The organism is Amycolatopsis sp. w19 (genome assembly GCF_051373225.1).
In the GTDB taxonomy this organism is placed as follows: domain Bacteria; phylum Actinomycetota; class Actinomycetes; order Mycobacteriales; family Pseudonocardiaceae; genus Amycolatopsis; species Amycolatopsis japonica.
Genome location: NZ_JBPQFM010000004.1, coordinates 319,874 through 346,830 on the forward strand (window position 1 = coordinate 319,874; position 26,957 = coordinate 346,830).

At 68.3% G+C, this 26,957-nt stretch carries 23 protein-coding genes; 10 read left to right on the forward strand and 13 right to left on the reverse strand.

The window, feature by feature from the left end; genetic code table 11:
- Window positions 1–11 precede the first annotated feature (11 nt).
- The 3 genes from ACSMFO_RS12200 (at window position 12) to ACSMFO_RS12210 (ending at window position 2,797) form a co-directional block, all read left to right on the forward strand.
- On the forward strand, window positions 12–863 hold the full coding sequence (locus ACSMFO_RS12200; RefSeq protein WP_436458660.1) for an SDR family oxidoreductase: 852 nt from the start codon (window positions 12–14) through the stop codon (window positions 861–863).
- Complete coding sequence (locus tag ACSMFO_RS12205) at window positions 860–1,267, forward strand: Dabb family protein (protein ID WP_436458662.1); 408 nt, start codon at window positions 860–862, stop codon at window positions 1,265–1,267. Before ACSMFO_RS12200 ends, ACSMFO_RS12205 begins: the two co-directional genes overlap by 4 nt.
- Before the next feature lie 276 nt (window positions 1,268–1,543).
- Window positions 1,544–2,797 (forward strand): DUF222 domain-containing protein, encoded by a 1,254-nt coding sequence (locus tag ACSMFO_RS12210; protein ID WP_436458664.1) that lies wholly within the window; start codon window positions 1,544–1,546, stop codon window positions 2,795–2,797.
- Window positions 2,798–2,893: 96 nt separating this feature from the next.
- On the opposite strand, the gene ACSMFO_RS12215 is transcribed toward ACSMFO_RS12210, so the two are convergent.
- From ACSMFO_RS12215 to ACSMFO_RS12225, 3 genes are all read right to left on the reverse strand, one after another.
- The gene (locus tag ACSMFO_RS12215; protein ID WP_038516970.1) at window positions 2,894–3,436 is read right to left on the reverse strand and encodes a GNAT family N-acetyltransferase; all 543 of its coding nucleotides are present in this window, start codon (window positions 3,434–3,436) and stop codon (window positions 2,894–2,896) included.
- Between the two features lie 260 nt (window positions 3,437–3,696).
- Entirely contained in the window at window positions 3,697–6,060 is a 2,364-nt protein-coding gene (locus tag ACSMFO_RS12220; protein WP_436458666.1) for an ATP-binding protein, read from the reverse strand.
- A gap of 30 nt (window positions 6,061–6,090) precedes the next feature.
- Window positions 6,091–7,074, reverse strand: a complete 984-nt coding sequence (locus ACSMFO_RS12225; RefSeq protein WP_436458668.1) for a helix-turn-helix transcriptional regulator — start codon at window positions 7,072–7,074, stop codon at window positions 6,091–6,093.
- A gap of 77 nt (window positions 7,075–7,151) precedes the next feature.
- Here ACSMFO_RS12225 and ACSMFO_RS12230 point away from each other — a divergent pair, with 77 nt between their 5' ends.
- Window positions 7,152–7,490: a YybH family protein gene (locus ACSMFO_RS12230; RefSeq protein ID WP_436458784.1), complete on the forward strand. Its 339-nt coding sequence runs from the start codon at window positions 7,152–7,154 to the stop codon at window positions 7,488–7,490.
- Between the two features lie 51 nt (window positions 7,491–7,541).
- Here ACSMFO_RS12230 and ACSMFO_RS12235 read toward each other — a convergent pair whose 3' ends face one another.
- The 4 genes from ACSMFO_RS12235 to ACSMFO_RS12250 all read right to left on the reverse strand — a co-directional run bounded on the left by ACSMFO_RS12235 (window position 7,542) and on the right by ACSMFO_RS12250 (window position 11,459).
- Window positions 7,542–8,333, reverse strand: coding sequence for a hypothetical protein (locus ACSMFO_RS12235; RefSeq protein ID WP_436458670.1), 792 nt, complete (start codon window positions 8,331–8,333; stop codon window positions 7,542–7,544).
- Window positions 8,334–8,590: 257 nt separating this feature from the next.
- Complete coding sequence (locus ACSMFO_RS12240; RefSeq protein WP_360132201.1) at window positions 8,591–9,988, reverse strand: amino acid permease; 1,398 nt, start codon at window positions 9,986–9,988, stop codon at window positions 8,591–8,593.
- A gap of 42 nt (window positions 9,989–10,030) precedes the next feature.
- Window positions 10,031–10,645 carry a DUF2238 domain-containing protein gene (locus tag ACSMFO_RS12245; protein ID WP_436458672.1) on the reverse strand — a complete coding sequence of 205 codons (615 nt, stop codon included), beginning with the start codon at window positions 10,643–10,645 and terminating at the stop codon, window positions 10,031–10,033.
- 34 nt (window positions 10,646–10,679) lie between these two features.
- On the reverse strand, window positions 10,680–11,459 hold the full coding sequence (locus ACSMFO_RS12250) for an isocitrate lyase/PEP mutase family protein (protein WP_038516954.1): 780 nt from the start codon (window positions 11,457–11,459) through the stop codon (window positions 10,680–10,682).
- Window positions 11,460–11,828: 369 nt separating this feature from the next.
- On the opposite strand from ACSMFO_RS12250, the gene ACSMFO_RS12255 reads away from it, so the two are divergent.
- A complete protein-coding gene (locus ACSMFO_RS12255) occupies window positions 11,829–12,161 on the forward strand; it encodes an effector-associated constant component EACC1 (protein WP_436458674.1) in 333 nt (110 codons plus the stop codon).
- A gap of 197 nt (window positions 12,162–12,358) precedes the next feature.
- Here the strand turns inward: ACSMFO_RS12255 and ACSMFO_RS12260 are convergent, their stop codons facing one another.
- Window positions 12,359–13,273, reverse strand: a complete 915-nt coding sequence (locus ACSMFO_RS12260; protein WP_436458676.1) for a hypothetical protein — start codon at window positions 13,271–13,273, stop codon at window positions 12,359–12,361.
- A 470-nt stretch (window positions 13,274–13,743) separates the two neighbouring features.
- Window positions 13,744–14,988 (reverse strand): PucR family transcriptional regulator, encoded by a 1,245-nt coding sequence (locus tag ACSMFO_RS12265; protein ID WP_436458677.1) that lies wholly within the window; start codon window positions 14,986–14,988, stop codon window positions 13,744–13,746.
- An 89-nt stretch (window positions 14,989–15,077) separates the two neighbouring features.
- Here ACSMFO_RS12265 and ACSMFO_RS12270 point away from each other — a divergent pair, with 89 nt between their 5' ends.
- From ACSMFO_RS12270 to ACSMFO_RS12280, 3 genes are read left to right on the forward strand one after another with little or no spacing between them, the layout of a single operon-like run.
- Window positions 15,078–16,571, forward strand: a complete 1,494-nt coding sequence (locus ACSMFO_RS12270; RefSeq protein ID WP_436458679.1) for a flavin-containing monooxygenase — start codon at window positions 15,078–15,080, stop codon at window positions 16,569–16,571.
- Window positions 16,568–17,467, forward strand: a complete 900-nt coding sequence (locus tag ACSMFO_RS12275) for an alpha/beta fold hydrolase (protein WP_436458681.1) — start codon at window positions 16,568–16,570, stop codon at window positions 17,465–17,467. The genes ACSMFO_RS12270 and ACSMFO_RS12275 overlap by 4 nt, the downstream gene beginning before the upstream one ends.
- The gene (locus tag ACSMFO_RS12280; RefSeq protein ID WP_436458682.1) at window positions 17,464–18,312 is read left to right on the forward strand and encodes an SDR family NAD(P)-dependent oxidoreductase; all 849 of its coding nucleotides are present in this window, start codon (window positions 17,464–17,466) and stop codon (window positions 18,310–18,312) included. The genes ACSMFO_RS12275 and ACSMFO_RS12280 overlap by 4 nt, the downstream gene beginning before the upstream one ends.
- Here the strand turns inward: ACSMFO_RS12280 and ACSMFO_RS12285 are convergent.
- The 3 genes from ACSMFO_RS12285 to ACSMFO_RS12295 all read right to left on the reverse strand — a co-directional run bounded on the left by ACSMFO_RS12285 (window position 18,309) and on the right by ACSMFO_RS12295 (window position 21,615).
- A complete protein-coding gene (locus ACSMFO_RS12285) occupies window positions 18,309–18,953 on the reverse strand; it encodes a TetR/AcrR family transcriptional regulator (protein ID WP_436458683.1) in 645 nt (214 codons plus the stop codon). The genes ACSMFO_RS12280 and ACSMFO_RS12285 overlap by 4 nt on opposite strands.
- 87 nt (window positions 18,954–19,040) lie before the next feature.
- Window positions 19,041–20,351, reverse strand: coding sequence for a lipase family protein (locus ACSMFO_RS12290; RefSeq protein ID WP_436458684.1), 1,311 nt, complete (start codon window positions 20,349–20,351; stop codon window positions 19,041–19,043).
- Window positions 20,352–20,439: 88 nt separating this feature from the next.
- A complete protein-coding gene (locus ACSMFO_RS12295) occupies window positions 20,440–21,615 on the reverse strand; it encodes an MFS transporter (protein WP_436458686.1) in 1,176 nt (391 codons plus the stop codon).
- Window positions 21,616–21,669: 54 nt separating this feature from the next.
- On the opposite strand from ACSMFO_RS12295, the gene ACSMFO_RS12300 reads away from it, so the two are divergent.
- Entirely contained in the window at window positions 21,670–22,413 is a 744-nt protein-coding gene (locus tag ACSMFO_RS12300) for a helix-turn-helix domain-containing protein (protein WP_436458688.1), read from the forward strand.
- A 528-nt stretch (window positions 22,414–22,941) separates the two neighbouring features.
- Here ACSMFO_RS12300 and ACSMFO_RS12305 read toward each other — a convergent pair.
- Complete coding sequence (locus ACSMFO_RS12305) at window positions 22,942–24,096, reverse strand: thioester domain-containing protein (protein WP_038516932.1); 1,155 nt, start codon at window positions 24,094–24,096, stop codon at window positions 22,942–22,944.
- Window positions 24,097–24,806: 710 nt separating this feature from the next.
- Between ACSMFO_RS12305 and ACSMFO_RS12310 the strand changes: the two genes are divergently transcribed.
- The gene (locus ACSMFO_RS12310) at window positions 24,807–26,897 is read left to right on the forward strand and encodes a tetratricopeptide repeat protein (protein WP_436458690.1); all 2,091 of its coding nucleotides are present in this window, start codon (window positions 24,807–24,809) and stop codon (window positions 26,895–26,897) included.
- The last annotated feature ends 60 nt before the right edge of the window (window positions 26,898–26,957 follow it).

Sequence of the window (26,957 nt, forward strand, 5' to 3'; positions counted from 1 at the left end):
GACACTCCCCAATGGACACAGTGCTGGTGACCGGCGCGACCGGAACCATCGGATCCGCCTTGATCCCCGCCCTTCGAGCTCGCGGAGTCACCGTCCGCGCCATGACCCGGGACCCGGGCCGCTCCGTTCCCGGCGCCGAAACCGTCGTCGCCGACCTGGGTGATCCGGAATCCGTCGCCGCGGCACTGAAAGGCGTCGACGCGGCCTTCCTCAACAGCCCGTCCGCGGCCGACGCCGCCGCACACCAGATCCGGTTCGCCGACCTGGCCCGGGACGCCGGCGTGAACCGGCTCGTGCTGCTCTCGCAGTACGCGGCGAACCCCGACTCGCCCGTACGATTCCTGCGCTGGCACGCCGAAGTCGAGGAACACGTCCGAAACCTCGGGATCGACCACACCGTGCTGCGCCCCAACCTGTACCTGCAGGCGCTGCTCGCCTTCTCCCGCACCATCGCGCAGGGTTTCATCGCCGCGCCCATCGGCGACGCCGCCGTCAGCGCGATCGACACCAGGGACATCGCGGACGCCGCCGCGGTCGTGCTGACCGATCCGGGACACACCGGCCGGACCTACACGCTGACCGGCCCGCGCGCCGTGACCCACACCGAGATCGCCCACGCGCTTTCCGCGATTCTGGGCCGGAGCGTCGTCTTCCACGACACGTCCGCCGACCAGTTCGCCGCCGCGCTGAGCGGTCTGCTCCCGTCGTGGCAGCTCGACGGCCTCATCGAGGACTACGCCCACTACGCCCGAGGCGAAGCCGCCGAAGTGCACACGTCCGTCGCCGACCTGACCGGACACCCCGCGCGTGACGTCACCGATTTCGCCCGCGACCACGCCGCCGCCTTCGAGGCCGCCCGATGATCTACCACTGCATCCGGTTCACGCTCAAGCCCGGAGTCTCCGAAGAAGAAAAAACGGCGGGTCTCGCGCAAATGGGCGAACACATCAACGCGATTCCCGCGATCGAAGCACGCGTCGTCGGTCCCGATTTCGGCGGTGAATTCGACTACGGCGCCGTCACCGTGCTCGAAGACATCGAGGGGTACGAGCAGTACATGAATCACCCGGCGCATCTCGCGATGGACCGGGCCGGGTTGCCGCTGATCGACCGGTTCGTTTCTTACGACGTCACCGACGATCCGGATCCGGAGATCGGCGCGAAGATCGCCGACGTGCATCGGCGGCGGTTCGAGGATGTGCCGGATGTGGCGGAGTTGGTTGCGGGGCTTGGGGAGTACACCGGTAGTGCGGTGCCTGGGAGTTGAGGGTTTCTCGCGGGCGGCCGAAGTTCGCTTTCGGTGTGGGCGAACACGGGGTGACCGAGGAGCGGATGCGGGAGGCTTGCGTCGCCGAATATCGGCGACGCAAGGAAGCGGTCGTCGATGCGCGGGAGTCCTCTTCGCATTTAGTCGACTAAATGCGAGTCGCTCAGGGTGATGCGGCGTTGGCGACTGTTTCACCCTTCAGTGTTGTCGATGCGAGTTGGCTTGTTGCTTAAAATTACGAACACGTGTTCGAGGAAATTGCGGTATTATGGAGTCGTGTCCGAGACCTTCCTCCCCGAGTTGCCGCAGGAACTGTGGCGCGCCGGCAAGCTGGAGCTTGCTCATGGCGTGCAGCACGCTTTGCAGGTGATCCGGGTAGCGACCGCCTGTCTAGGCCGGTTCCTGGCGGAGATCGAGTCTCGGGGCGCCAAAGACTTGTACGGGCATGGCAGTACAGCGAGCTGGCTCGCGGAGATCGCGGGGCTGTCGCGGGGTGAGGCGGGCCCGATCGTGAAGCGGGCCATCGCGCTGAACCCCACCCGCGCGTTGGACGGCACGGAGGTTCCGCCGGTCGCTCCCGCGACCGCCGCGGTCGCCGCTCAGGGGCTGGTCGGGGACGAGCGGATCGATCAGATCCTGGAGATCCTGAAAAACCTCCCCGCCGACATTTCGGCCGAGGATCGGGAGGGCGCGGAGCAGATCCTCGCCAACCTGGCCCCGTCTGCCGGTCCCCGCCAGCTCGCCAAGGCCGAGGCGAACCTGCAGGGCTTGCTGAACCCCGACGGCAACGAACCCAAAGACCCCGAACCCAAGGAACCACGCCGCGAGATCACCCTGGAACGCCGCAAAGACGGCTTCTGGAAACTCACCGGCCTCCTCGATGACGAGACCGGCGCCCGGACCGCCGCCGCGTTGGAGGCGCACGCCCAGCCACGCCCGGTGGACGAGTTCGGCCAAGCGGATCTGCGGATGAAATGCGAGCGCATGGGAGACGCCTGGGCCGAACTCCTCGACCTGGCCATCGCCTGCCCCGACCAGCCCGGCACCAGCGGTTACCGCACCTTGGTGCACGTCACCATCGGACTCGAGGAACTCAAATCGGGTCTCGGCACCGCGTGCCTTGATTTCGTGGGGACGATGACGGCGCGGGAAGCGCGGCTCGCCGCCTGCGATTGCCTGATGGTGCCGGTGGTGATGGGCGCGTCGGGCGAGCCGCTGGATATGGGGCGCCTGAGACGGTTCGTCACCCCAGGCCAACGCCGAGCACTCAACATTCGCGACGGCGGCTGCGCCTTCCCGGGCTGTCATCGGAAACCGAAGAACTGCCACGCTCATCATATTGAGCACTGGGCAGACGGCGGCCCCACCGATCTCCGGAACCTCGTGCTCGTCTGTGGTTTCCATCATCGGCTGATTCACCACGGTGACTGGGAAGTGCGCATGGCCGCCGACGGGCTACCGGAATTCATCCCACCCCAATACCGAGACCCACTCCGACAACCCCGACGCAACACCCTGCACCACGTCTGAACCCCGAGGAGCCCGCCAGCCACCCAGGCGACGGGCCCCTCGTCATGCCCTGCGCCGGTGACTGAGCCTTTTCAACCTCACTCTGAACAGGAGTGCTCATGGCGTTCCGGGACGATGCTCTGAGCGGAGCAGACCGTAGACGAGTACATCGACATACTCGCCGTGGTAGAAGGATCTGCCGTGCATGACCCCTTCCCGGCGGAACCCCAGGCGTTCGAGGGCTTTCTGCTCGCCGAGGTTACCGCCATTGGTGAGGGCTTCGATTCTGTTCGCAGTCGTGCGGCCGAACAGGTAGTCCACGAGCAGCCTCTGTGCCACGGTGCCCACCCCCTGTCCACGATGCTCGGGTAGCACCCCCACACCGATCTCGTAGGTGACGCCCGAAGGGAAGCCGCGGGGCTTCCAACTGACGATGCCGATGACCGTGTCGTCGGCCCGCGCGATCGCGACCGCCGCGGACTCGGCGGAGATGTACCCGTCGCTCTCCCAGCGCTTGCGGCGTGCCCTCGGATCACCGAATCCGGGCCACTCGAACTCGCCGAGCGCATCGGGATCCGTGCAGAGACGGTCGAGAAAGGCGAGGTCGGCCTCGGTGAACGCCCTCAAGTGGACTTTGTCCGGGCGGTTCGCTGGAGTCATGAAGGCCAGTATCGCGCTCGGAACATCATCTGTCAGGCAGTGAGAATCCGCGAAGCAGTCGACCTGACATCCGCTGCCGGGCTGACCCCGAAACCAGCAGAAATCCCCACCCGGTTCTGCCGGAAAACCTGCCTGGCTCCGCCCCGCACACCGGCCTACGTTTGGACCAGCCGTTCAGCGGCGACGCGGACCCGATGGCCCCGGACACGGCCATCGGGCTCCGAGCCGGAACCAACGATCCGGCCACGGCGTGCCAAACCTCACGGGACTCCGCCGAGCCGATCACCGAGACCACGAGCACGTTCCCGGTCCGCGCGTGCCGACGCCGGATCGCCTCTCTCGTCGGCCAGGGCCGCGCGCTCGCCGAGTGTGTCGATCTGAGCCTGCGTCAGCCCGATGCGTTCGTAGAGTTCCTCGGCCTCGGACAGGCGGCGGTGCGCGTTCGCATGGTCGCCTCGGCGGCGTAGGAACCGTCCCGTCTCCTGCAGCGCGCGAGCCTGGCCCATGGCGGCTCCGTGCCGCCGGAACAGGGCGAGCGCCGTTTCGCATTGGGTGAGCGCCCGATCGGGTGCGTCGAGCGCGGCCAGGTTCTGCGCCGAACGCAGCAGCACGTACGCGTAGTTGGTGTCGTCCACCGGGGTCCGCGTGCCGCCGTGCTCCTGTGCGAAGTAGCGGACGCAGGCGTCGAACTCCTCGGCGGCGTCGGCGAACCGGCCGTTCCGGTACCAGTACGAAGCCCGCATCGTCCGCGCAACATGGACTCCGAGCGGGTAGCCGGCCTCTTCGAACAGACTCGCCGCCTCGTCGAAGAGCTTCGGTGACGTCGTGGCGTCGGCGTCGCGGGCATGGGCGCTCGTCAGGTACACCCGCGCCCAGCCCTGTTCGCGGCGGTCGCCCGCCTCCACCGCGGCGTCCCAAGCCAGCCGGGCCATCCGGATCGACTCTTCCGCGCGGTCGTGCAGCGAAGCCTGCACCCAGGACAGATAGTTCCGGTGCACCGCCTCGTCCCGTTTGCTGCCGAGCGCGATGGCCGAGTTCACGGCGAGCCCGAACACGTCGTACCAGACGCTCGCGGTCCCGCCGATCTCCGAATACCAGTGCATCGACTCGGCGAGGTCGAGGACCGGCCGATGGTCACCGCGTGCGGCGGCGCTTTTGACCGCGGCGAGCCAGTTCTTCAGCTCGACTTCGAGCCATCTGCCCGCGCCGGTGTGGTCACCGAACGACGGCGTGGCGGCCGGGAGCGGGCTGACCCCGTCGGTCGGGTGGAAGTAGCGGCCCGCCGCCGTCGCGGTGCGCACCAGCCAGTCGCTCAGCCGCTTTTCCGCCGAGGCGACGACTTCGGGGGATTCCTCCCGGGCGAGCCGTTCGGTCGCGAAGACCCGCAGGAGGTCGTGGAACTGGTATCGCCCGTTCTCCTGAGACGTCTGCAGCAGGCTCGCGTCGGCCAGTTCCTCCAGGAAGACGGCGGCGTCGTCCTCGTCGGAGGCTTCGACGAGCGTCATCGCGGCACCCACCGGGAAATCCGCGGCCGGGACGAGCGACAGCCGCCGGAACATCATGGCGGCGTTCGGGCTGAGCTGGCGGTACGACAGTTCGAACACGCTGCGCACGCAGAGATCGCCCGCCGTCAGAGTGGTCAGCCGTCGGCCGCGCAGTTGGTCCACCAGGCGCGACAGCGGCCACGTCGGACGGCTCGCCAGCCGGTTGCCCGCGATCCGCAGCGCCAGCGGCAGTCTGCCGCACAGTTCGACCAGTTCGAGCGCCGCTTGCCGTTCACGCGCGACGCGGTCCGCCCCGATGATGGCCGACAGCAGGGAGACGGCGTCGTGCTCGCCGAAGACGTCGAGGGGGAGCCTGCTCGCGCATTCCAGCCCCACCAGCATCTGACGGCCGGTGACCAGGGTGAGACATCGCGGCCCGCCGACCAGCAGCGGGCGGACCTGGGTTTCGTCGGCCGCGTCGTCCAAGACGATCAGGACGGCCCGATCCCGCAGGAGCGACCGGCACAGGCCCGCCCGGTCTTCTGGATCGGCGGGGATGCGCACCGCGTCGACACCCAGCGAACGCAGGATCAAGTGCAGCACGTCCGCCGGGTTCGCCGGTTCGGCGGACATGCCGCGCAGCTTCAGGAAAAGCCTGCCGTCGGGGAACTCCTCGGTGAGGTTGTGCGCCACGCGGACCGCGAGGGTGGTCTTGCCGGTCCCGGGCGGTCCGCTCAGGATCGCGATCCGCCCCGCCCGGCGCCGTCCATCGGACAGATCCGAAGAAAGGGCGCGCAACGCGTCGAGATCGCTCTCGCGTCCGGTGAGGTCGTCGACGTCCGCCGGAAGGACGCCGATCAGGTGGGTCTTGGGGATGCCGGGGGAGGGGGCCCGGCCCCGCCTCGCGGCCTTCTGCAGGCCGGTCAGCTCGTCGTCGGTCAAGGACAGCGGTGCGGCGAGTGCTTCGATCGTCCGGCGTTGCGGGCTTTTCGCGATCCCCCGCTCCATGTCGCTGATGGCGCGGACGCTCACCCCGGATCCCTCGGCGAGCTCCTCCTGTGTGAGGTCGGCGCGGACGCGGTAACCCTTCAGCAGCACGCGGAAACTCGTGGCTGCCCGGCCCGGGGCGGCGTTCGTCATGATCGGATTATCCCGCCCCGACCTGCGGGCTCAACTTGACTTTTGTCTCACGGGGTAGCGGGCCGTGATCGCCGCCGCCCTGTCCCGCAAGGAATCGCGTAACCAAGGCGGGGCAAGGGCTTCCGCGTCCGCGGCGAGGTTCCACAGCGCCCATTCGGCGTGCCGCGCGTCCTGGAAGGTCACCTCCAGCCGCAGCCTGCCGTCCTCGTCGGTTTCCTCCGCGAGGACGGCCAGCGCGGTGCCCACCAGCTGGTCCCGCCGTGCCGGATCCACCCGCACCTCGACCGCGACCTGGTCCCCGCCGGTCCGGAACCTCGTGCTGCGTTCCTGCCAGGTCCGGTCCAGATCGACGCGCTCCGGTCGTTCCGCGGGTTCGGGGAGTTCTTCGGCGGCCCGCAGCCGGGACAGCCGGTAAGTACGGTCCTCGCCTGCTTTCGTGGCCAGCAGATAACCCTGATCCCGGACGGTGACCAGCCCGATCGGGTCCACCGTGCGCCAGCGAGCCGCTTGACCCGAGGCCGCGTAGTGGATGCGCAGCTTGTGCCCGGAGAACACCGCGCGCCGGACCTCGGCGACGATGGCGTCGGACACCTCCTCGCCGGCCACCCGGCGCGAGAGGAGATCGGTCTCCGGGTCGATGAGCAGGCGCCGGGCCGCGCCCGCCGCGGTGTCCCGCTGGCCCTCCGGCAGCGCGTCGATCACCTTGAGCATGGCCGACGCGAGCGCGGAACCGAGGCCGAACGCCTGCGCGCCACGCCGCGACCCGGCGATCAGCAGCGCGAGCGCCTCGTCGTGGTTCAGCCCGGTGAGTTCCGTCTGGAAACCGGGCAGCAGCGCGAAACCGCCGTGCCTGCCGCGTTCGGCGTACACCGGGACACCCGCCGCCGACAACGCCTCGATGTCGCGCAGCACGGTGCGGGTGGAGACCTCCAGTTCGCGGGCGAGCGTGGTCGCGGACAGCCTGCCCCGGTGCCGCAACAGCAACACCAAGGAGACCAGCCGGTCGGCGCGCATGCGAAAACTCTAGCGGAATACACGACACAGGATGTCGTGTATTCGCTGCGAAGCTCATCCCCATGACAAGCAGGACTGTGGCCACCGAGCCGAACGATCTGGGCAGATACTTCATCGAACGAGGCAACGCGGGCGATGTCGACGGGCTGGTGGCGTTGTACGAACCGGACGCGGTGCTGGCGTTCCCGCCGGGCAACGTCGCGACCGGGCACGCGGAGATCCGCAAGGTGTACGAGGAGTTCGTCGCGGCCGCGCCGGAACTCCTGCCGGGCAGGCAGCACCCGGCGCTGGTGAGCGGGGACCTCGCGCTCACGGCGTCCACGCTGACCACCGGTGAGATGACCGTCGAGGTCGCCCGCCGTCAGCCGGACGGCTCCTGGCTGTGGGCGCTGGACCAGCCGGTGTTCGTGCCGTGACGGGACGGCTCGCCGGTGACGGGCCCCGTCACCGGCGAGCCGGGCGCGGCGTCAGACCGTGCAGTTCCTGGCCGTGCCGGTGTTCACCTTGGCGCCGGTGAACTCCTCGATGATCGCGATGTTCTCGGGGGCGTAGTTCTTGGCGACGATCTTGGCCACGTCCGCACTGCCGAGTTTGGCGGCATGGGGCGTGGATTGATCCAGCCAGTAGGCCGTCCGAAGGAACTCGATGAGCACGAATTCGCGCAATTCGGGCTGTGCCTTGATCTTGGCCCAGTAATCGGGATGCTTCGTCTTGGCGACGCGCAGGTACAGCTGGAGGTAGCGCATGTTCGTGGCCGCGATGTCGCGGGAATTGCTGGCGCCCACTCCTTGGATGTACTCGGCGACGACGGTCGCCGCGGGCAATCCCATGAGCCCGGCGTTGAGTTCCGCGATGACACCTTGGATCCGGTACGACCCCTGCTGCTGGTCGCGCAGGTAGATGTCGTCCATCGACCGCGTGAGATCGTCCGTGATCAGCGGGAGTATTTCGCGGCGCGGGAATCCGCCGTGGATCGGGACCTTCATCGCCTTGCGGGAAGCGTCGATCCAGGCGGAGACATAGACGTCCCACGAGGTTCTCGAAGGATCCAGATCCCACATGTGGGTCTCTTCGTGGATCGCCACCATCAGGGACTCGGCGAGCGCGTTGAAGCTGGTCTTGTTCACGAACTGGCTGAAGTACTTGTCCTTGGCCTGGGCGGTCGCGAGGCCTTCGCCGCTGGGCCAGCGCCGCTTGTACACGGCCTGGATCGTCTGAAGCCACTTCGTGGACTGGAAACCGGCCTTTATGTCACTCACATCGGCTTTCGGCTGGACGGGTTCTTCATAACAGAAGGGGGCCGCCGTCTCTTGCGCGGCGGCGGACACGGGGAATGGGGAGAGGGACAGGACGAGGCACGCGGTCAGCACGGTAATGCGATTTCGGCGCATGAATTCCTCGGTTCACGGTAGGGTTTTCCGTGGTCGGACGGAAGTGTCCCCTATCGATCACCGTCACTTCAATGATCCGGCCCGTACTGCGGCTGGACAGGCTAGGAATTATGGCGGCGAACGGGCTATTCCGCGGCCAGCCGGGATCGGCGCATGCTGTAACCGAAGTAGATCAGCAGGCCGAGCGCCATCCAACCGGCGAAGACGATCCAGGTGGCGCCGTCGAGGCTGAGCATCATGTAACCGCAGCACAGCACCCCGAGGATCGGTGTGACAGGGGAGAACGGCACCCGGAACGAGCGCGGTGCCTCCGGCTGCCGCCGTCGCAGCAGCAGGACGGCGACGTTCACCAGCCCGAAGGCGAAGAGCGTGCCGATGCTGGTGGCGTCGGCCAGCTTCCCGAGCGGGATGAACGCGGCGAGCGTCGCGACGAAACCGGACACCACGAGCGTGTTGATCCGGGGCGTGCCGCTCTTGGGGTCCACTTTGGACAGCGCGGCGGGCACCAGGCCGTCACGCGACATGGAGAACAGGATGCGCGTCTGTCCGTAGAGGACGGTCAGCACGACACTGGAGATCGCCACGATCGCGCCGACGGCGAGCAGCCCGGCCCACAACGGGTTGTCCGCCACGACGCCGAGCACATGCGAGAGCGCGGCCTCCTGGCCGTCGAACTCCTGCCACGGCAACGCGCCGACCGCGGCCACGGCGACCAGGCAGTACAGCACGGTGACGATGGCGAGCGAGAGCAGGATCGCCCGAGGCAGGTCGCGCTGCGGGTTCTTCGCCTCCTCTCCCGCCGTGGACGCGGCGTCGAAACCGATGTAGGAGAAGAAGAGTTTCGCGGCGCCTGCGCTCAGCCCGGCCAGGCCGAGCGGCAGGAACGGGGTGAAGTTCGCCGCCCGCACCGCCGAGAACGCGATCGCGCAGAACAGCACCAGCGTGCCGACCTTGATCACGACCATGATCGCGTTGGCCCGCGCGCTCTCCTTCGCACCCGACAGCAACAGGAACATGGCGAGCAGCACGACGACGATGGCCGGGACGTTGACGATCCCGCCCGACCCCGGCGGCTGGCTCAACGCGTCGGGGATGGCGAAACCGAACGTCAGCCGCAGCAGTTCGTTGAGGTACTGCCCCCAGCCCACGGCGACCGATGCCACCGAGACGCCGTACTCGAGCACCAGACACCAGCCGCAGACCCAGGCGACCAGTTCGCCGAGCGTGGCGTACGCGTAGGAGTAGGACGAACCGGACACCGGGATCATCCCGGCCAGTTCGGCGTAGGAGAGCGCCGAGAACAGCGCGGTGACACCGGCCAGCACGAACGACAGCACGACCGCGGGGCCCGCGACGGGAACCGCCTCGCCGAGTACGACGAAGATCCCGCTGCCCAGTGTCGCGCCGATGCTGAGCATGGTCAGCTGCCCGAGGCCGAGGGAGCGCTTCAGCGTGCCGTGATCACTTTCGGTGATCAGGTCGGCGACCGGTTTACGCCGCACCGCCGCGGCTCGCAAATTCATGACGACGACCGTATCTGCCGCCTCGGGAGCCCCCGGGCCCGGCTATCGCCCGTCGAGCTGCCGGTCGTGCACCCTGCGCCAGACCAGCAAGGACACCACCGCGCCGCACAGGCAGAGGAACATGTCCCACTGGGTGTCCCAGACATCCCCCTGGGTGCCCAGGAAGTCGTCCGCGCCCGAACCGGCGAGGAGTGCACTGGACCACTCCACGAATTCGAAGCCGGCGGCGATCGACAGGCAGACACAGACGGTCAGGAACGCGACCCAGCCGCCGGGGCGCAGTGGCGTCCGTCGCAGCAGGACCTCGCGTACGGCGACCGCGGGGACGAAACCCTGGATGAAGTGGGCGAACCGGTCGTAGTTGTTCCGCTGAGTGCCCATCCAGGCCTGGAACCACTCTCCGGCCGGCGTCTCGGCGTAGGTGTACTGACCGCCGTAACACAGCACGAACGCGTGCAGCACCAGCAGCCAGCACAGCAAACGGGTCAAGGGAAAGCGTTTACGCAGCGCCACCACCAGCGGCAGCCCGATCAGCACCCAGACGACTTCCAGCAGCCACGTGCCGGGGGATTTCGCCTGGACGCCGGTCGCCACGAGTGCCGCGAGCACCGCGCCTGCCAGCAGGGTCCCTTCCGTCCGGCCGACACCGCGCACCATGGAAGGGACCCTACTTCGACGGACTCCGGCTCGCTCAGTTCAGCTTGCGCATGTCGGCGGGCAGACCGCCGCCGGCGTAGACGTCCTCGGTGAGCTTCGCCAGCGCGGTGAGCGCGACGTTCTGGCTGAACGGCCCGTAGGACACGCGGGAGACGCCGAGCTTCTGCGCGGTGGCCAGCGGGATCGAACCCGGGACGCCGATCAGGTTCACCTTGCGCTCGCCCAGCGCCTCGACCAGCCTGCCGACCTGGCTCTCGTCGAGCTTGCCGGGCACGAAGACGTTCGACGCGCCCGCGTCCAGATACGCGCGGCCCCGGGCGATCGCGTCGGCAAGCACCTCCTCGGGGTCACGGTCGCCCGCCCGGAGGAAGGCGTCGGTGCGGGCGTTGAGCACGAAGTCGACCCCGGCGGACTGGGCGGCGGCGACCGCGGCCTCGACGGCCTTGACGGACTCGGCCAGCGGTTTCATCTGGTCTTCGAGGTTGCAGCCGACCGCGCCGACCTCGATCGCGCGGGCGACCGTGCCGCCCGGGTCGCCGTAACCCGCTTCCAGGTCGGCGGTGACCGGCAGATCGCCCGCCACCCGGACGACCAGGGCGACCTCGGAGATCATTTCGTCGCGGGGGATCACCTCGCCGTCGGGATAGCCGCGGGCGGCGGCGATACCGTGGCTCGGCGTGGCGAGCGCCTGTGTACCAGGGGTTTCGGCGACGACCTTCGCGGTGATCGCGTCCCAGACGTTGACGACGAGCAGCAGTTCGGGGGCGGCGTGCAACTCCTGCAGCCGCGTGGCCTTCTCGGCGGTGGAAACCATGCCGCCAATCTAGAGGGCGCCGCAAGGCGCGGGCACTCACGACACCGCGGTGAGCGGATCGAGCCCGCTCGCCCTGGTCCGCCGGTCGGTCCGGGATCGTTGCGGCCAAACGGACTCACCCGGCGTCCGGACCGCGAAGCCGAGGTACAGACCCGCGAAGAGTCCAAAGTGACCACCGCGGCGGCGGTCACCGGTTTCCCCGTGAGTACGGGAATCACCGTCAGGATTCACCGGAGGCTGATCCCGTTCACGATCCGGGCTTCGTCACCGGCCGGTCAACGGCAACCACCGGTCAGATCTCAGGCTGGGACTTCTGTTACGCGTCGGGCCAAGACCGCGACTGGTAGGGAAATCACCCGAGGAGGTCCCGTGGAACTTACGATCAACGCGGCCGGCGACGAACAAGCGCTGACCGAGTTCTACAGCTGGCTCCGCGACGACGCCGACGTGGCCCGGTCCGCGACGATCAGGCTCGCGGGGTCCCGGACCACGGAGGAGATGGAGGTCTTCGAGGTCATCTGCATGTCCATCGGCTCCCTGACGGGGCTGGCGAACGTGGGGATCGCGTGGGGCAACTTTTTGCGCTCCCGCAAGGAAACGCCGCCGTTCACCATCACGATCGAGGGTGAGCTGACCACCGAGCAGCGCGCCATGCTGCGGAACCTGGACCTGCCGTTCAAGCGGTCGGAGGATGTCGAATGACCTCACACGGGCCTTGCCGCCAGTGATGACCGACCTGGTGCTCTGGGGACTTGCCCGAGGGAGAGCGCTGCACCGCGTTCACCGGCGCACTCGTCGACAAGCTGACGCGTGGTCTGAGGATCAAGCGATGTGGCTCGCCGCCGGGTCTTCGATGACGGCGGCGAGCACGCACAGCCGCCGTCATCGAAGCGTCGCCGCTACCGGCCGGGCGGTGAGAAATGATCGACCCGCACGGTGTCATTTTCCCGCACGGGGATGACCATCGCTTTCCCCTTCTCCCAGCTTTGGGATATCAGAAAGAAGTGATTGTTGTTGTAAGTGAGGAGGCGCAGGCCGTCATAGCGATAGTGGAAGTACTGCTCGGGCGAGGGGTCATAGCTCAGCTGGACGCCCTTGCCGCCGATGTCCAGCCTTCTCGTGCTGTGAAGCCGGATCGCCGGGCGCTCCTGCAGCATCCGCGCGTCATTGACGGCGATCGTACGACCGACATATCCGGCATATTTCTGGCCGACGAGCAAAAGGCTGAAGAAACAAAGGAAGACCAGAGCGAAGACACGGATTCGGTGCCCGGGTTCGCGCTCGGTGCGAGATCTGTCGAGGTGTGCGCCATAGCCCAGGATCCCCGCGCCGAGGAAGATCAGGAGCGGGGGGAGCCCGTTCTGCGGCCAGCCGGGAGTGATGTTCACCAGGACACCGATGGCACCGAGGACGAGCAGGATGCCTCCGGTCGGCCCGGCCGCCGAAAGGACCCGTTCGATCGTTCTCCGGCCGCGGTCGTGCCGCGGACGATCCAACGCACGGACGAGACGCCGGTTGAGAGCGAGGAAGGCGGTCGTGCAGACGGCGAACACCAAAGCAGGCCCGGCGACCGAATTCAGGCTCCGCAGAAGATAGTCCACGGGTGTGGTACTCAGCCGGCTGATGTCCACTCCGAAGTAGTCTGTCGTGGCGCGGGCGCGATTCCACCCGATCAAGTACAGGAGCGCGACCAGGACCGCACCCTGGGTCACGAACGTCACGACGGCCGGCCAGGTCTTTTGCCTCGTTTCCTCGCGTGCTGGGACAGAGGGCTGAATTTTCCGGAACCGGACTACGCGGTGGTAGGTGCCCATCAGTAGCAGACCCACCATTGTTCGGTGATGTAGTACTCACATGGAGCATTCTGGGGCCGGGTAGGCGAAGTCGTCGGCGGCGGCTCGTCACTCTCGACAGGGACCGGGACGAACCGATCCGGCTTCACCTCGGTCGCGCGGTGCGGTCCCGTACCGGTCGGCGTAGCGGGTTGTTCTCGGTTCCTGCCGAATCGGGTATCCGGGGGAGAGGGCGGCGTCGTAATGGCCGGCGGGGAGACGCTGGACGAGGGGGCGGGGACGGGTGGCGTTTCCGGCACGATCGTGGCGGGGACGCTCGGCCGAGGGTCTGTCTGTCGTGGCTGTTCAGGTGGTGTCGGGGTGCTGCAGGCGGACGAAAGAGCCGCTACGGCGAACCCGAGAATCGAGAGCAGTCGGTTTGTCACGTGCGTCAGGTGCGGACGGTGATCGCCTGAGTACATCGATCGGTCTCATCCACCGGAAAGAGTGAGTCAAGCCCCGCTTCCCAGCCACCGCAACGTTTCCAGCGCCACGGCGACGTCCACCGCGTTCTCCGCCAACGGCCGGGGGAGCAGTTCGTCGGCCCGCGCCAGCCGCCGGACGACGGTGTTCCGGTGGGTGTAGAGCCGTTCCGCGGTCCGCGTCGTGTTGCCCAGTTCGTGTACGTAGGTCCGCACGGTTTCCCGGGTCTCGGCGTCGGTGTGCCGGAGTTCGCCGAGGGTGTCGGCGATGAACTCGCCCGCCTGCGCCGGATCGCCGGTGAGCAGCACGAGCAGCTGGAGGTCCTGGTACCGCGCGATCTGCTGCGGCGACGTGAGCCGGGCGAGCATCCGCTGGGTGGCGGCGGCGTCCAGATGGCTGCGGCGGAAACCGTCGATCCCGCTGCCGGGCCGTCCTAGCGCGACCCGGACGTCAGGATGCGGCGCGAGGTCTTCGGCGAGCCGGTCCGCGCGCGGCGGCGTCCGGCCGGGCAGCCAGACCCACAGCGCGGCGGCGCTGGCGACGACGGTCAGCCGGTGTGAAGCGCCGCTGGCCCGCATGAGCGTTTCCGCGGCGGTTTCGAGCTGCTGCGACGACGGGGTGACCGAGCCGCTCCAGACGATCGCGGCGGTATGCGGGCCGGCGAGCGGGTAGCCGAGCTGGGCTTCGGCGCGCGACCGGCTGATGGGCGCGCCTTCCAGCAGCAGCGTGACCGTCGCCCGCCGTTCGGCGTGGGCGCCGCGGGTCAGTTCCGTGCGTTCGGCGGCCATGCGTTCCGACACCGCGGCGACGGTGTCCTCGATGAACGTGGTGATGGACAGCGACGAGACGTCGAGCAGTTCGCGGAGCAGGACCGGATCCGACGTGAGGTCGAAACAGATCTCGATCCACCGGCGCCAGGCCACTCCTTGCGCCCGCCTGTAGGCGTCGAGGCCGCCGGAGTCGAAGCCGCGGCGCACCATGTCGCGGGCGCCGTCGAGCACTTCCTGGTTCAGGTTGGCGGAGACGCGTTTGCCGGGATGCTGCACGTTGGCGGCCGCCCAGTGCAGCAGATTCGCCAGATTCGCGCGTTTGGTCCCCTCGGTGAGCACGGGGTCCTCGGCGACCGCGCGCATGCTGTCGCCGCCGAGGGAGGCTTCGTGCAGCTCCTCGATCCATTCGGCGCGCGGATGCAGCACGATTTCCGCGCCCCGCCGGAAGAGGTCACGCGCCCCGGGTGACAGGGTCGGCCACCGCGATGCGTCACTTTGCACCATGCGTGCAGCATGATGGTGCAGATAGTGCTAGCGCAAATCCCCGCCCGCCCCGCATCGTGGAGACAACCGCGACGAAGCTGGAGTACCGCATGACGACGAGCACACCCGTCGAGCACCTCGACGTGGTCATCATCGGTGCCGGGATTTCCGGGATCGGGGCCGCGCGCTACCTGAAGACCGAGAACCCGGGCAAGACGTTCGCCATCCTGGAGGCTCGCGGCACGTCCGGCGGCACCTGGGACCTGTTCCGCTACCCGGGCATCCGCTCCGACTCCGATCTCCACACCTTCGGCTACGAGTTCAAGCCGTGGCGGGACAAGCAGTCCATCGCCGACGCGCCCCGCATCCTGTCGTACCTGCGCGAGACGATCGCCGAGAACGGGATCGAGCCGAGCATCCGCTACCACCACAAGCTGCTCTCGGCCGCCTGGTCGAGCGACGAGGCGCGCTGGCTGCTGGAGATCGAGCGGACCGACACCGGCGAGCGGACGAGCCTCAGCGCGGGCTGGCTGTTCAACGCGGGCGGCTACTACCGCTACGACGAGGGTTTCACCCCGCGCTTCGAGGGTCGCGACCGCTTCGCCGGCACGATCGTGCACCCGCAGCACTGGCCGGAAGACCTCGACTACGCCGGCAAACGCGTCGTCGTGATCGGCAGCGGCGCCACCGCGGTCACCCTGATCCCGGCGATGGCGGGCACCGCGGCGCACGTGACGATGCTGCAGCGCACCCCGACGTACGTGATGCCGGTGCCGCGCGAGGACAAGATCGCGAACGGCCTGCGCAAGATCCTCGGCGACGAGCGGGCGTACGCGCTCACCCGCCGCAAGAACATCCGCAAGGGACTCGCGGTCTGGCAGTTCTGCCAGAAGTTCCCGAAGACCGCCCGCGGCCTCATCCGGTACGTCAACAAGAAGCAGCTTCCCAAGGACTATCCGGTCGACGAGCATTTCAACCCGCCGTACGACCCGTGGGACCAGCGGCTGTGCGCGGTGCCCGGCGGCGACCTGTTCGCCGCGATCCGCAAGGGCCAGGCCGACGTCGTCACCGACAAGATCAAGACGTTCACCGAGAAGGGCATCCTGCTCGAATCCGGGCGCGAGCTGGAGGCGGACATCGTCGTCACCGCCACCGGACTGAACCTCCAGGTGTTCGGCGGAGCGGCGCTCAGCGTCGACGGTGAGCCGGTGATCCTGCCGGAAACCGTCGCGTACAAGGGGATGATGCTCTCCGGCGTGCCGAACGCCGCGTTCGCGATCGGCTACACGAACTCGTCGTGGACACTCAAGATCGGCCTGCTGTGCGAGCACTTCTGCCGCCTGCTGACGCATATGGACACTCACGGCTACGACGTCTGCCGCCCGGTCCTCGCCGATCCGGACATGCCGACGAAGCCGTTCCTGGACTTCGCCGCCGGATATGTGCAGCGCGCTCTCGACCAGCTCCCGCGTCAGGGCGACCGCATGCCGTGGCTGACGTCGATGAGCTACCACTCGGACATCAAACTGCTGCGCGCGGAGGACATCACCGATCCCGAGCTGCACTTCTCCCGTGTCAAGGTCCGGGAGGCGGTGAGCTCGTGACCGACAGCTTCGCCGACCTTCCCGGCGGTCCCCGGATCTGTTACCGCGAGGACGGCCCGGCCGACGGGGTGCCGCTGGTGCTGATCGCCGGCCTCGGCCTGGACCTCACGTCGTGGCCGCGGGAAATGATCGACGGTTTCACCCGCCGCGGCTTCAGGGTCGTCCGGTTCGACAACCGGGACGCGGGCCGTTCGGATCGCATCAAGGCGCCGAATCCGGGCAAACTCCGGCAACTGCTGGCCAAACCGCTGCCCGGCGCGTACGACCTCGGCGACATGGCGGCGGACACCGTCGGCCTGCTGGACCACCTGGGCATCGAGAAGACGCATCTGGCCGGAATGTCGATGGGCGGCATGATCGCCCAGACCGTCGCCGCCCGGAACCCCGGCCGCGTCCTGTCGCTGACGTCGATCTTCTCCACCACCGGGTATCGCCGCGTCGGGCAGCCCGCGAAGTCGACGTTGGTGCGCATGGCGAGGCGGCCCGCCCGGACGGTCGAAGAATCCGTGGTGGGGCACCTGTCGCTGATGGGCCACCTCGGTTCGGCCACGTTCCCGCTGGACAAGGACGTCGAAACGGCCTGGGCCGAAGGGCTGTGGGAACGTGCCGGGGGACGGCGCGCCCGCAGCGGTATCGCCCGCCAGATCGGCGCGATCCAGGCCAGCGGCGACCGCGGCGCCGAACTCGCCCGCATCACCTGCCCGACGGTCGTGGTCCACGGCGACACCGACCGGATGGTCCACCACAGCGGCGGTCGCGCGACCGCCAAGGCCATCAGCGGTTCCCGTTACGTCGAAATCCCGGGGATGGGCCATCACATCGCCCCGGGCCTCGTCGACCGGCTCGTGGAGCTCACCGTCGAAGTGGCCCTCGATCCGGCAGGAGAAACCCGATGAGCGGCGTTCGCGGCAAGGTCGCCGTCGTCACCGGCGCCGGTTCCGGCATCGGCCGTCAGCTGGCGCTCGAACTCGCCCGGCGCGGAGCGCGGCTCGCGGTGTCCGATGTGGACGAAAGCGGGCTGGCCGAGACCGTCGCCGAGGTCAAGGCCCTCGGCGCGGAAGTACAGGGCTCGACGCTGGACGTCAGCGACCGGGCGGCCGTGCGGGAGTACGCGACCACCGTCGCCGGGCAATTCGGTGTGGTGCACCAGATCTACAACAACGCGGGGATCGCGGGCGGCGGGCAGACCGTGCTCGACGCCGAATGGGAGCTGTACGACCGCACACTCGCGGTCAACCTCTTCGGCGTCATCAACGGCACCAAGGCCTTCCTGCCGCATCTGATCGACTCCGGTGACGGCCAGGTCGTGAACGTCTCCAGCCTCAACGGTTTCCTGGCCCAGCCGACGCTCAGCGCCTACTGCGCCAGCAAGTTCGGCGTCCGAGGGTTCACCGAAGCGTTGCGCACGGAGATGATCGCGGGCAGGCATCCGGTGCGGGTGACGGTCGTCCACCCGGGCGGCGTCAAGACCGGCATCGCCTCGGCGGCGTTGAAGGAAGCCGAGGCGCGCGGCATCGAGCCCACCGCCGAACAGCGGGAACGCGTCCGTGTGTACAACGAGAAACTGCTGAAGATGCCGGCGGATCAGGCCGCCCGCATCATCGTCGACGGGGTCGAGGCGGGGAAACCGCGGGTACTCGTCGGAAACGACGCGAAACTGGTCGACCGGCTCGTCCGGTTGCTCCCGCGGCGGTATCCGAAACTGATCGTCGACTTCGAACGGCGGCGCCTCGCCCGCTAGCCCTCGACGCTCCGGTGCCCGAACAGGCCGAGCAGCCAGGTGTAACGGACGGCTTCGCGTGCCTGGCCGTAGGCGTCCGGAGTGCCGATCCAGATGGCCTGCGTGATCAGCTCGATGGTGGCGGCGACGACCGTCCGCGCGGTGAACGGCGGCGGTGACGGCAGCGCGGGATCGGTGGCGCGCAACCATTCCGCCGTCCGCTCGAAGACGGCTTCCCCGGCACGCAAGGTCTTCTCGCGCGCTTCGAGCCCCGCGTCGCCGAGCGCGTAGATCTCCAGCAGCGCGGCGCGGACCGCGGTGGGACGCCGATGCACGTAGTCGACGAGGAAATCGCAGCAGACGGCGACGGCGTCCAGCGGAGTGGCGGCTTCGGCGCCCGCGGCGACGCCCTGTGTGATGAACTCGGTGGTGATCTCGCGATAGGCGGCGAGGAACGCGTCCTGTTTACCGGTGAACTGCTCGTAGAACGAGGTCCGTGACACGCCCGCCGTGGCGGTGATGTGGCCGACGGTGGTGGCGACGTAGCCGCGTTTGCCGGTGTTCTCCAGAACCGCGTCGATCAGCCGGGCCCGCTGGGTTCCGGCGACCTCGTCGCGGCTGAGGTTGTGCGGCCCCTTCGGCAGCTTGCGGTGCTCGGTCACGTGCGGCACCGTACCGGTCCCCGAAATCCGTGAAGGCCTCCCTAAGGGACCCAGAGTCCCTCAAGGAGGCCTTCACGGACCGAGCGGTCAGCTGACCGGCACCTCCGGGGCGAGGGAGTTGCCGGGCGCGATCTTCCCGCAGCTGGACGGCGCGGCCTTGCCCGCGAACCGGTCGTTGAGCCAGCCGATGGCCTGCGGCGCCCAGGCGGCGGCCGCCCCGACGTGGCTCAGCAGGTCGTACTGGTCGTACTTGATCGACTTGTTGCCGGTGTCGCAGTACTGCCGGGCGAGCGAGCGCACGTCACCGGCGACCATCACGCCGTCACCGGTCCCGATCCCCGGCGGATTGCCGAAAGTGCCTTCCACGACACCGTTGTTGCCCTGCGCGATGTAACCGGGCACGGCCGGTGTCGGCGCGGAACCGAGGTTGATCTTGTTCACGGCCTCGACGTACGGCAGCACCTTGTTCGGGTTCGTGTACTCGGGTTTGACGAATTTCTCCCACGTCAGCCCGGGATAACGGCCGAGCGCGTCGACGATCGACGCCTTCTCCATGTCCTTGAGCACCTGGAGCCCGTACGAATTCGCGTACGGCTTGAGATCGATGTCGAAAGACCGCGAGACGCCGATGAGCGCCATCGGGATGACGCCGGTCCATGCGACACTGCCGTTGACGTATTTGAGATTGTGCGACGGTTTGACGAGCACTCCGCCTTCGGTGAAACCGACGAGGTTCTTGTTGACCTCGGGCGCGTAATCCGGCGCGAGCGCGGCCGCCCAGCCGGTCGCGATGGCACCGCCCGAATAGCCGATGAGCCCGAACCGGGTCTTGTCGTTCATTCCCGTCCCCGGCGACCTCGTGGCGGCGCGGATGGAATCGAGCGTGTTCGTCCCGTATTCCGGCCCGGCGGCGAAGTTCGCCTTCTGGCCTTCGGTGTCGGGGATGACGACGTTGTAGCCCAGCAGCAGCGCGGGCGCGATGAACAGCGACTCCGCGTTGGCGATCAGGCCGCCGAGCGAGACGTCGCCGGCGATCGCCCTCGACGGGCCGTGTTCGGGATTCAGCGAGTCGTAGAACGATTGGTACGAAACGGCTTTGGTGCTGTCGCCGGTGAGGCTGCGCAGCACCGAGGTGACGTTGGCGGACGGCTTCCCCTGCGCGTCGGTGGACCGGTAGAGCAACTGGGTCACCTTGAGCGGCGTGGAAATGCCGAGGACGTGGTAATTGAGCGTCCGGGTCTTCAGCACGGTCCCGGGGCTGTACGAAGACAACGGTTCGCTGCCGTCGTAACTGTAGAACGGATCGGTGGCAGGGGCGGCGGAGGCGGCGGGCGCGGCGGCGAAACCGACGATGAGGGCGATGGCGACGGCCAGCAGACGAGCGGGCTTTCGGGTCATGACTCCCCTTTGAATCATGAAGTGGACCACGTTTGGATTCCCGGAACCTACCAGCCGGTAACCGATGATGTACAGGGCCGTACACCATTTATTGTCGCGACATTGACCTTTTTCCCGCTCCTGTTTGGACGGAGCACGGCTCGGGCAGCGTGCGGGTTGTGATCCAGCACAAAAGCGGCAGCGCGATCAACGGAATCAAGGCCGTCTGCAGAGAAGTGTGGTCGGCGACCGTTCCGATGACGGGGCTCGCGAGACCGCCGACGCTGACCGTCAGGCCGAGGGTGACGCCGCTGGCGGTGCCGACCCGCGTGGGGAGGTAGTCCTGGGAGAGGGTGATCTGCAACGAGAAGGGGATGTACAGGCTCACCGCGGCCAGCAGGACGAAGGCGAAGAAGGCCGGGCCCGGCACGAACACGACTCCCGCGACCGTGCCGACGGTGGCCAGGTACGACCAGCGGATCACGGTGACCCGGCCCCGGTGCCCGGCGAGCCTGCTTCCCAGAAGGGTGCCCACGGCGCCGCCGACATAGAGCACGAACAGGGCGGCGCTGCCCGTCGTCGTGCCGCCGCCGGTCCGCTGCTGGGCGTAGAGGGAGACGAACGTGCTCAGCCCGACGAACACGATGGAGCGGCAGACGACCGCGGCCGACAGTTTCGCGAACGACCTCCAGTCGTCGACGCCGGCGGCGTCCGACCGCGAGTCGCCGCTGCCGGCCTTTCGCGTGAGGGCGCGCAGTACGGGCAGGCAGAGCACGGAGCCGGCCAGTGCGGGAACGACGAGCAGCGGCGACATCCGGAGCCCGCCCAGGGCCATGACCGCGGCGACGAGGACGGGCGCGGCGGCGAACCCGATGTTCCCGCCGAGGGAGAACCAGCCCATGGCGGTATGCCCTCCGCCGCCCGCGATCCTCGCGACCCGTGCGGCCTCCGGGTGGTAGGCGGCCACGCCGATTCCCGACAGGGCGACGAAAACGAGCGTCAGCGCGTACGAGTCGACCAGCCCGCCGAGCCCGATCCCGAGGCCGCCGAGGAGGGTGGCCGACGGCAGCAGCCACGGCATCGCCCAGTGATCGGTCAGCGCGCCGAACAATGGCTGCGCCACCGACGACAGCAGCGACGCGGCGAGCACGATGCCCGACACCGCCGCGTATCCGTAGGCGCGTTCGGCCGCGAAGTACGGCACCAGCGCGGCGACCGAACCCTGATACACATCCACACACGCGTGCCCGGCCGAGAGCAGGGTGATCGCTTTGATCTTCGACATCCCGCCATGCTCGTCGCGGGCGCCGATGTCGCGCTTCCGATAAAATGACAAACGATGACGGAAATCCGCCACCTCCCCGCGGCGCCGACCCAGGTCCGGTCCCTGGCCTCCGGCACGATCGTCGACGCGCACCGCCACGACGAGCACCAAGTCGTCTACGCCGCCCGTGGCGTCCTGGCCATCACGACCGACAAGGGTTCCTGGGTCGCCCCGGCCACGAGGGCGATCTGGGTGCCCGCCGGGACCGTGCACGCCCACCAGGCGCACGGCGACCTCGAACTCCGGCTGGTCGGCCTGCCCGCCACGGTGAACCCGTTGCGGCTGAACGAACCGAGCGTGCTGGCCGTCGGCCCGCTCCTGCGCGAACTCATCCGCGCGTACACCGATCCGCCGCGCGACGACACCCCGGAACGCCGCCGTCTGCGCGCGGTCCTGCTCGATCAGCTGCGCGCTTCGCCGCAGCAACCCCTGCACCTGCCGACGCCCGACGACCCGCGGCTGCGCGCACTGTGCGAGATCCTCAGCGCCGATCCGGCCGACAACCGGACTCTGGCCGCCCTCGGCGCCCGGGTCGGGGCCAGTGACCGCACGCTGGCCCGGCTCTTCAAAGCCGATCTCGGCATGACGTTCCCGCAGTGGCGCACGCAGTTGCGGCTCTACCGCGCCTTGGTCCTCCTCGCCGAGGACACTTCGGTGACCGCCGTGGCGCATGCCTGCGGCTGGTCGTCCACCAGCGCGTTCATCGACGTCTTCCGCCGCGCCTTCGGGCACACGCCGGGCACGCACTACGACCGGTGAAGAGTCGCCGCGCCAGTACGTGAAGGCCCCCCTTCATTGCGTTAGCGCCAGGGTCTCGGCGAAGTCGTATAAGCGCTGGTCAAGCGGCGACGAAGGAGGCTTGTCACACTGATCCACATCGCTCGACCGTCCACTGGGGACACTGCAACGGCGGTCGTGCCCGGTTTGGGCGTTTCCCGGGCCGGTCGTGAGTGTTTTTGGTCGTTCTAACGACAATCGCCACTCACGACCCGACTCGGAAACCATGCGAATAAGCATCAAACAGATTTCTACCCGCCTGTCGGCGTCCTTTGTGGACGGAACCAGGCGTACCTCCTGTCATCCGCCGTTCGCGGAGAGTGGCACCGGCCGGCGCTTATGCGACTTCGCCGGAACCCCTGGCGTTGGACGCGGTGGAGGATTCCTTCATGTACTTGGCAAGGTGTGAAGGTCGAGTTTCCTCGGCTGAGCCGAGGGAAGGGGGCCTTCACGCGCGACGAAAGCGGGGCCGGTCCACAATGGACCGGCCCCGCTTTCGTCGTTCGCTTCTTACGCCTCGCTACGGCGACGGCGCACCAGCAGCACCATCAGCACACCCGCGCCGAGGAGCGCGCCACCGATGACCAGCGGCATGGTCGCGGAGGCACCGGTGTTGGCCAGTTCGTTGCCGCCACCCGACTCGGCGCCACCGGGGGTGGTGGGCGCCGGGGTGTCGGTGGCGGGCGCGCCACCCTGCTTCCAGGCCGCGGTCGCGTTCGCGACGACCGAGGTCTTCTCGGACTCCGCCACGATCAGGGACTGGGCGGGCACCTTGGCGTAGTTCTCGCCCACGAACAGGCGACCGGTGTCGAGGTGGCCGCTGACCTTCAGCGAGAACGAGCCGTTGCCGTCCTTGGCGTCCTTGGGAACGTCGACGTAGACCTTGGTGCCGTCCTTGATGGCGGCGGCCTTGATCTCCTTGCCGTCGGCGTCGGTGACCTTGACGCCCTCGGGCAGTTTGCTCGTCAGCTCGGTGATGTCACCGTTGGTGGCGATGCTGAACGGACCGATCTTGGAGCCGGTCGCGCCCGAGGCCTTGGCCGGGCCGATGTCGAGGGTCGGCTTCGGCTGCGCCCCGATGCCGACGTTCTGCTTGCCGGTGAGGTAGTCGTAGACGGCCAGCACGTCGGCGGACTCTTCGGCGCTCTCGTAGGGCAGCGGCTTCTTGCGGTCGAGGTCCTTGCCGTCACTGAAGTGCCAGACGGCGGCCTGCGTCGCGGTGACGGCCTCCTCGACGGACAGGCCGTCGGTCAGCTTGACGTCCTTGCCGAGCGCGCCCTCGAGCGCCTTCACGGCGACGGCCGGGTAGCCGTGGTGCAGGACCCAGTTGATCTTCGAGTTGTTCTTGTTGAACGGCGAAGCGGCGTCCGGGTACTTGTTCCACGGACGTTCGATCATGTCCTGATCGGTGCGCATGCCGACCTCGACCTGCACGCAGTACATCTTGAGCTTGCTGCCGTCGGAGAGCTTCAGCCCGAACAGCTTCGTGACGTAGTGCTGCCCGCCCTCGAAGTTGACGCTGAAACCCTCGGTGCCGGAACCCTCGACGACCCGGCCCCGCGCTGCGCCGTCGTCGGCGAGGGCGGCCGGAGCGGCCATCGTCAGCGCGACGGCCGCGGTGGCGACCGCGATCCCGCCACGAACCAGAACTGACCTGCCGTGCATGTGTCTCCCATCCGAATACGGACCACGAATCCCAGTGCCGCATGCGACCACAGGCCCCGACCGCAACGGCTCGCCCGGATGGGGGATGACTAATCCCATCGAGCGAGAGCGGAGCATACAGAAGTCACACACATGGCTACTTCGGGGTACGGCTCATGTCCGAATTGCCCCGAAAGGAGAGTGAACCGCAGGAAAACGATCTTGGGCGAGTAGATGACCCAGGTCCGTGGTCGTCACGCTCCGTCGGATGGGTCTCGCCGCGCGATCGTCCGGCCGGGGAATCGCGCGAAAACGGAACCGTCCCGGGTATTCCGGAGCGTTTCCGATAACGTTCTTTCTTGTCGGCCGGGTTCGATTGTTCGCGGAAATGGAAGTGTCCGAGATCACTGTATGTGGTGATGTCCTCGGCGCCTCCTGTATCGAGGCGTATGGGGGCTCGGAGGCCGATGCCTTGGTTCTTTCGGGTAGATGTACCTCGTTCACCGGGAGGGATCCCGCTCGGCGAGGTAGACAGGGAGGTTCGGGCATTGCCGGGAGTTCTCGGGTCCGGGAATTGCGCGGACAAAAGAAAACGGCCGTGTGGGGAGACACGAGCATGCGATCTTTGACGCGTGACCCACGATTCCGCTCGTCGTGGAAGTCCGTTCTCGAACGTGGAGAACCGCGGCCGCGCAATTCGCGCTCGGATCGCCGCCCGCCGGGGTGTGGTCATGGGAGATGACCTCGGCTCGGCGACCGTCGAGCGATCACCCTCCGGTACCCCGGTTCCCCGTCAGTTGCCTCCCGTCCCCGCGCACTTCACGAGCAGGATCGCCGAACTCGAAGCGCTCGACTCGGCCGCCGCCGGTCAGGAGGACGATTCGCTCGACCGGTCGCCCGCGGTGACCGTGGTGGTCGGGCCCGGTGGAGTGGGCAAGACCGCGCTCGCGGTCACGTGGGCGGTGCGGAACGCCGGGCGCTTCCCGTCGGGCCAGCTGTACGCGGATCTGCGCGGGTTCTCACCGGAGACGGCCGTACCGCCCGAGGACGCGCTCGGAGCGTTCCTGCGGGCACTGGGTGTTCCGCCGGAGCGGGTCCCGGTCGGACTGGCCGAGCAGGCGGCGCTGTTCCGGACCACCACCGCGGGGATGCGGCTGCTGCTCGTGGCGGACAACGCGATCTCGGCCGCGCAGGTGCGGCCGTTGATCCCGGCCTCGTCGGGATGCGTCGTGGTGGTCACCAGCAGGCTGAGGCTGGACGGCCTGCACGCGGAGGGCGCGCGGTTCGTCGACATGGCGCCTCTGCCGGAGGAGCACGCCGTCGAACTGCTGACGCGTTCGGTGGGCGAATCGCGGGTGGCGGGGGAACTCCCCGAGGTGACCACGCTGGCGGCACTGTGCGGACGGCTGCCGATCGCGCTCCGGGTGGCGGGGGCGAGATTGGCGTCGCGGCCGAAATGGCCGGTGGCGAGGATGGTGGCGGAGCTCCGTGACGAACGGGTGCGGTTGACGAAGCTGTCGCCGGTGGGGGAGGCGTCGTTGACGGCCACCTTCGACTCGTCCTATTCGGCCTTGTCGCCGCACGCGGCCAGGCTTTACCGCCTGGCGGGCGAGTATCCGGGGCTGACGATCGAAGTGGGGGCGGCGGCTGCCGCGGCGCGGGTCTCCGAAAACGAGGCCTCGGACGGGCTCCAAGAACTGGCGGACGCCAGCCTCCTCGAGGAAGTCGGCGAGCGTGGCTACCGCTTCCACGATCTGGTGCGGTTGCACGCGCGGGCCCTGCCGGACGACGAAAGGTTCGAAGTCGTCGCTCGTATCGCGGACTGGTACCTGCACCGGATGACGCGGGCGAACCTGGCGGTGATCCCGATGCGGTGGACGATCGGTACCGTGCGCGCCCGGTACGAGGCCGCGCCCGCGTTGTTCGCCACGGGTGCCGAAGCCCTTCAATGGCTGGACGAACGGCTGCCGGACATCATCGAGGTGCTCGAAGAGACGTCCGCGCTGGGGCAGGACGAACTCGCCTGGCAACTGTGCGAAGCCCTCTGGGAACTGTTCCTCTACCGCAAGCACTATCAGCTTTGGCTCCGGACGCACGAGGTCGGCATCGCCGCGGCACACCGGTGCGGCCACACGATCGCCGAAGCACGGTTGCGCTGCCAGCTGGCCCGCGCCCACCTGGACCTGGGACGGTTCGAAGCGGCCGAAACCGAATGTCTGAAAGCCGCGGACCTGGCGAGGGGGGCCGGGAGCCGCCACAACGAGTCCGTGGCCTTGGACCAGCTGGGCATGGCGGCACAAGGCCGTGGCGACTTCGAGCGGGCGGTCGGGTTCTTCGGCCAGAGCCTCGTGATCGAGAAGGAACTCGGGATCGACCGCGGCGTCGCCCAGCGGCACCGCCGGATCGGCGAGGCGTTGCTGCAGGCGGGCCGGACCGCCGACGCCACCCGGCACCTGCGCCTCGCCCGAGAGCTGTTCACGGGAATCGGCGATGTGAAGGGCGAGGCCGAGGTCACCCTGTCGCTGGCGCGGATCGACGCGCGGGCGGGCGAGATCACCGCGGCGAAACGTGAACTGGCCCGCGCCGCCGCGGTGTTCGACGAGTCAGGTTCGGCCGTCTATCAGTCCGATGTGCTGATGGCGTTCGCCGAGGTCGCTGAGCTCGAGGGTGATTTCGGTGCCGCCCGTGCCCAGCTGATCGAGGCGCTCGACCTGTGCGGCCCGACCGGCGGGCTGCGGGTGCAGCGGGCCCGTGCCCGGCTGGATGCCTTGGCCGCACGGCGCGACCATCCGCAACAGCCGGAGCCGACGGCCGGCGAGTAGCCACAGATAGGCTCCCGCGCCCGCCAGTTCGGCGGACACGCACGGAAGGACGATCACGTC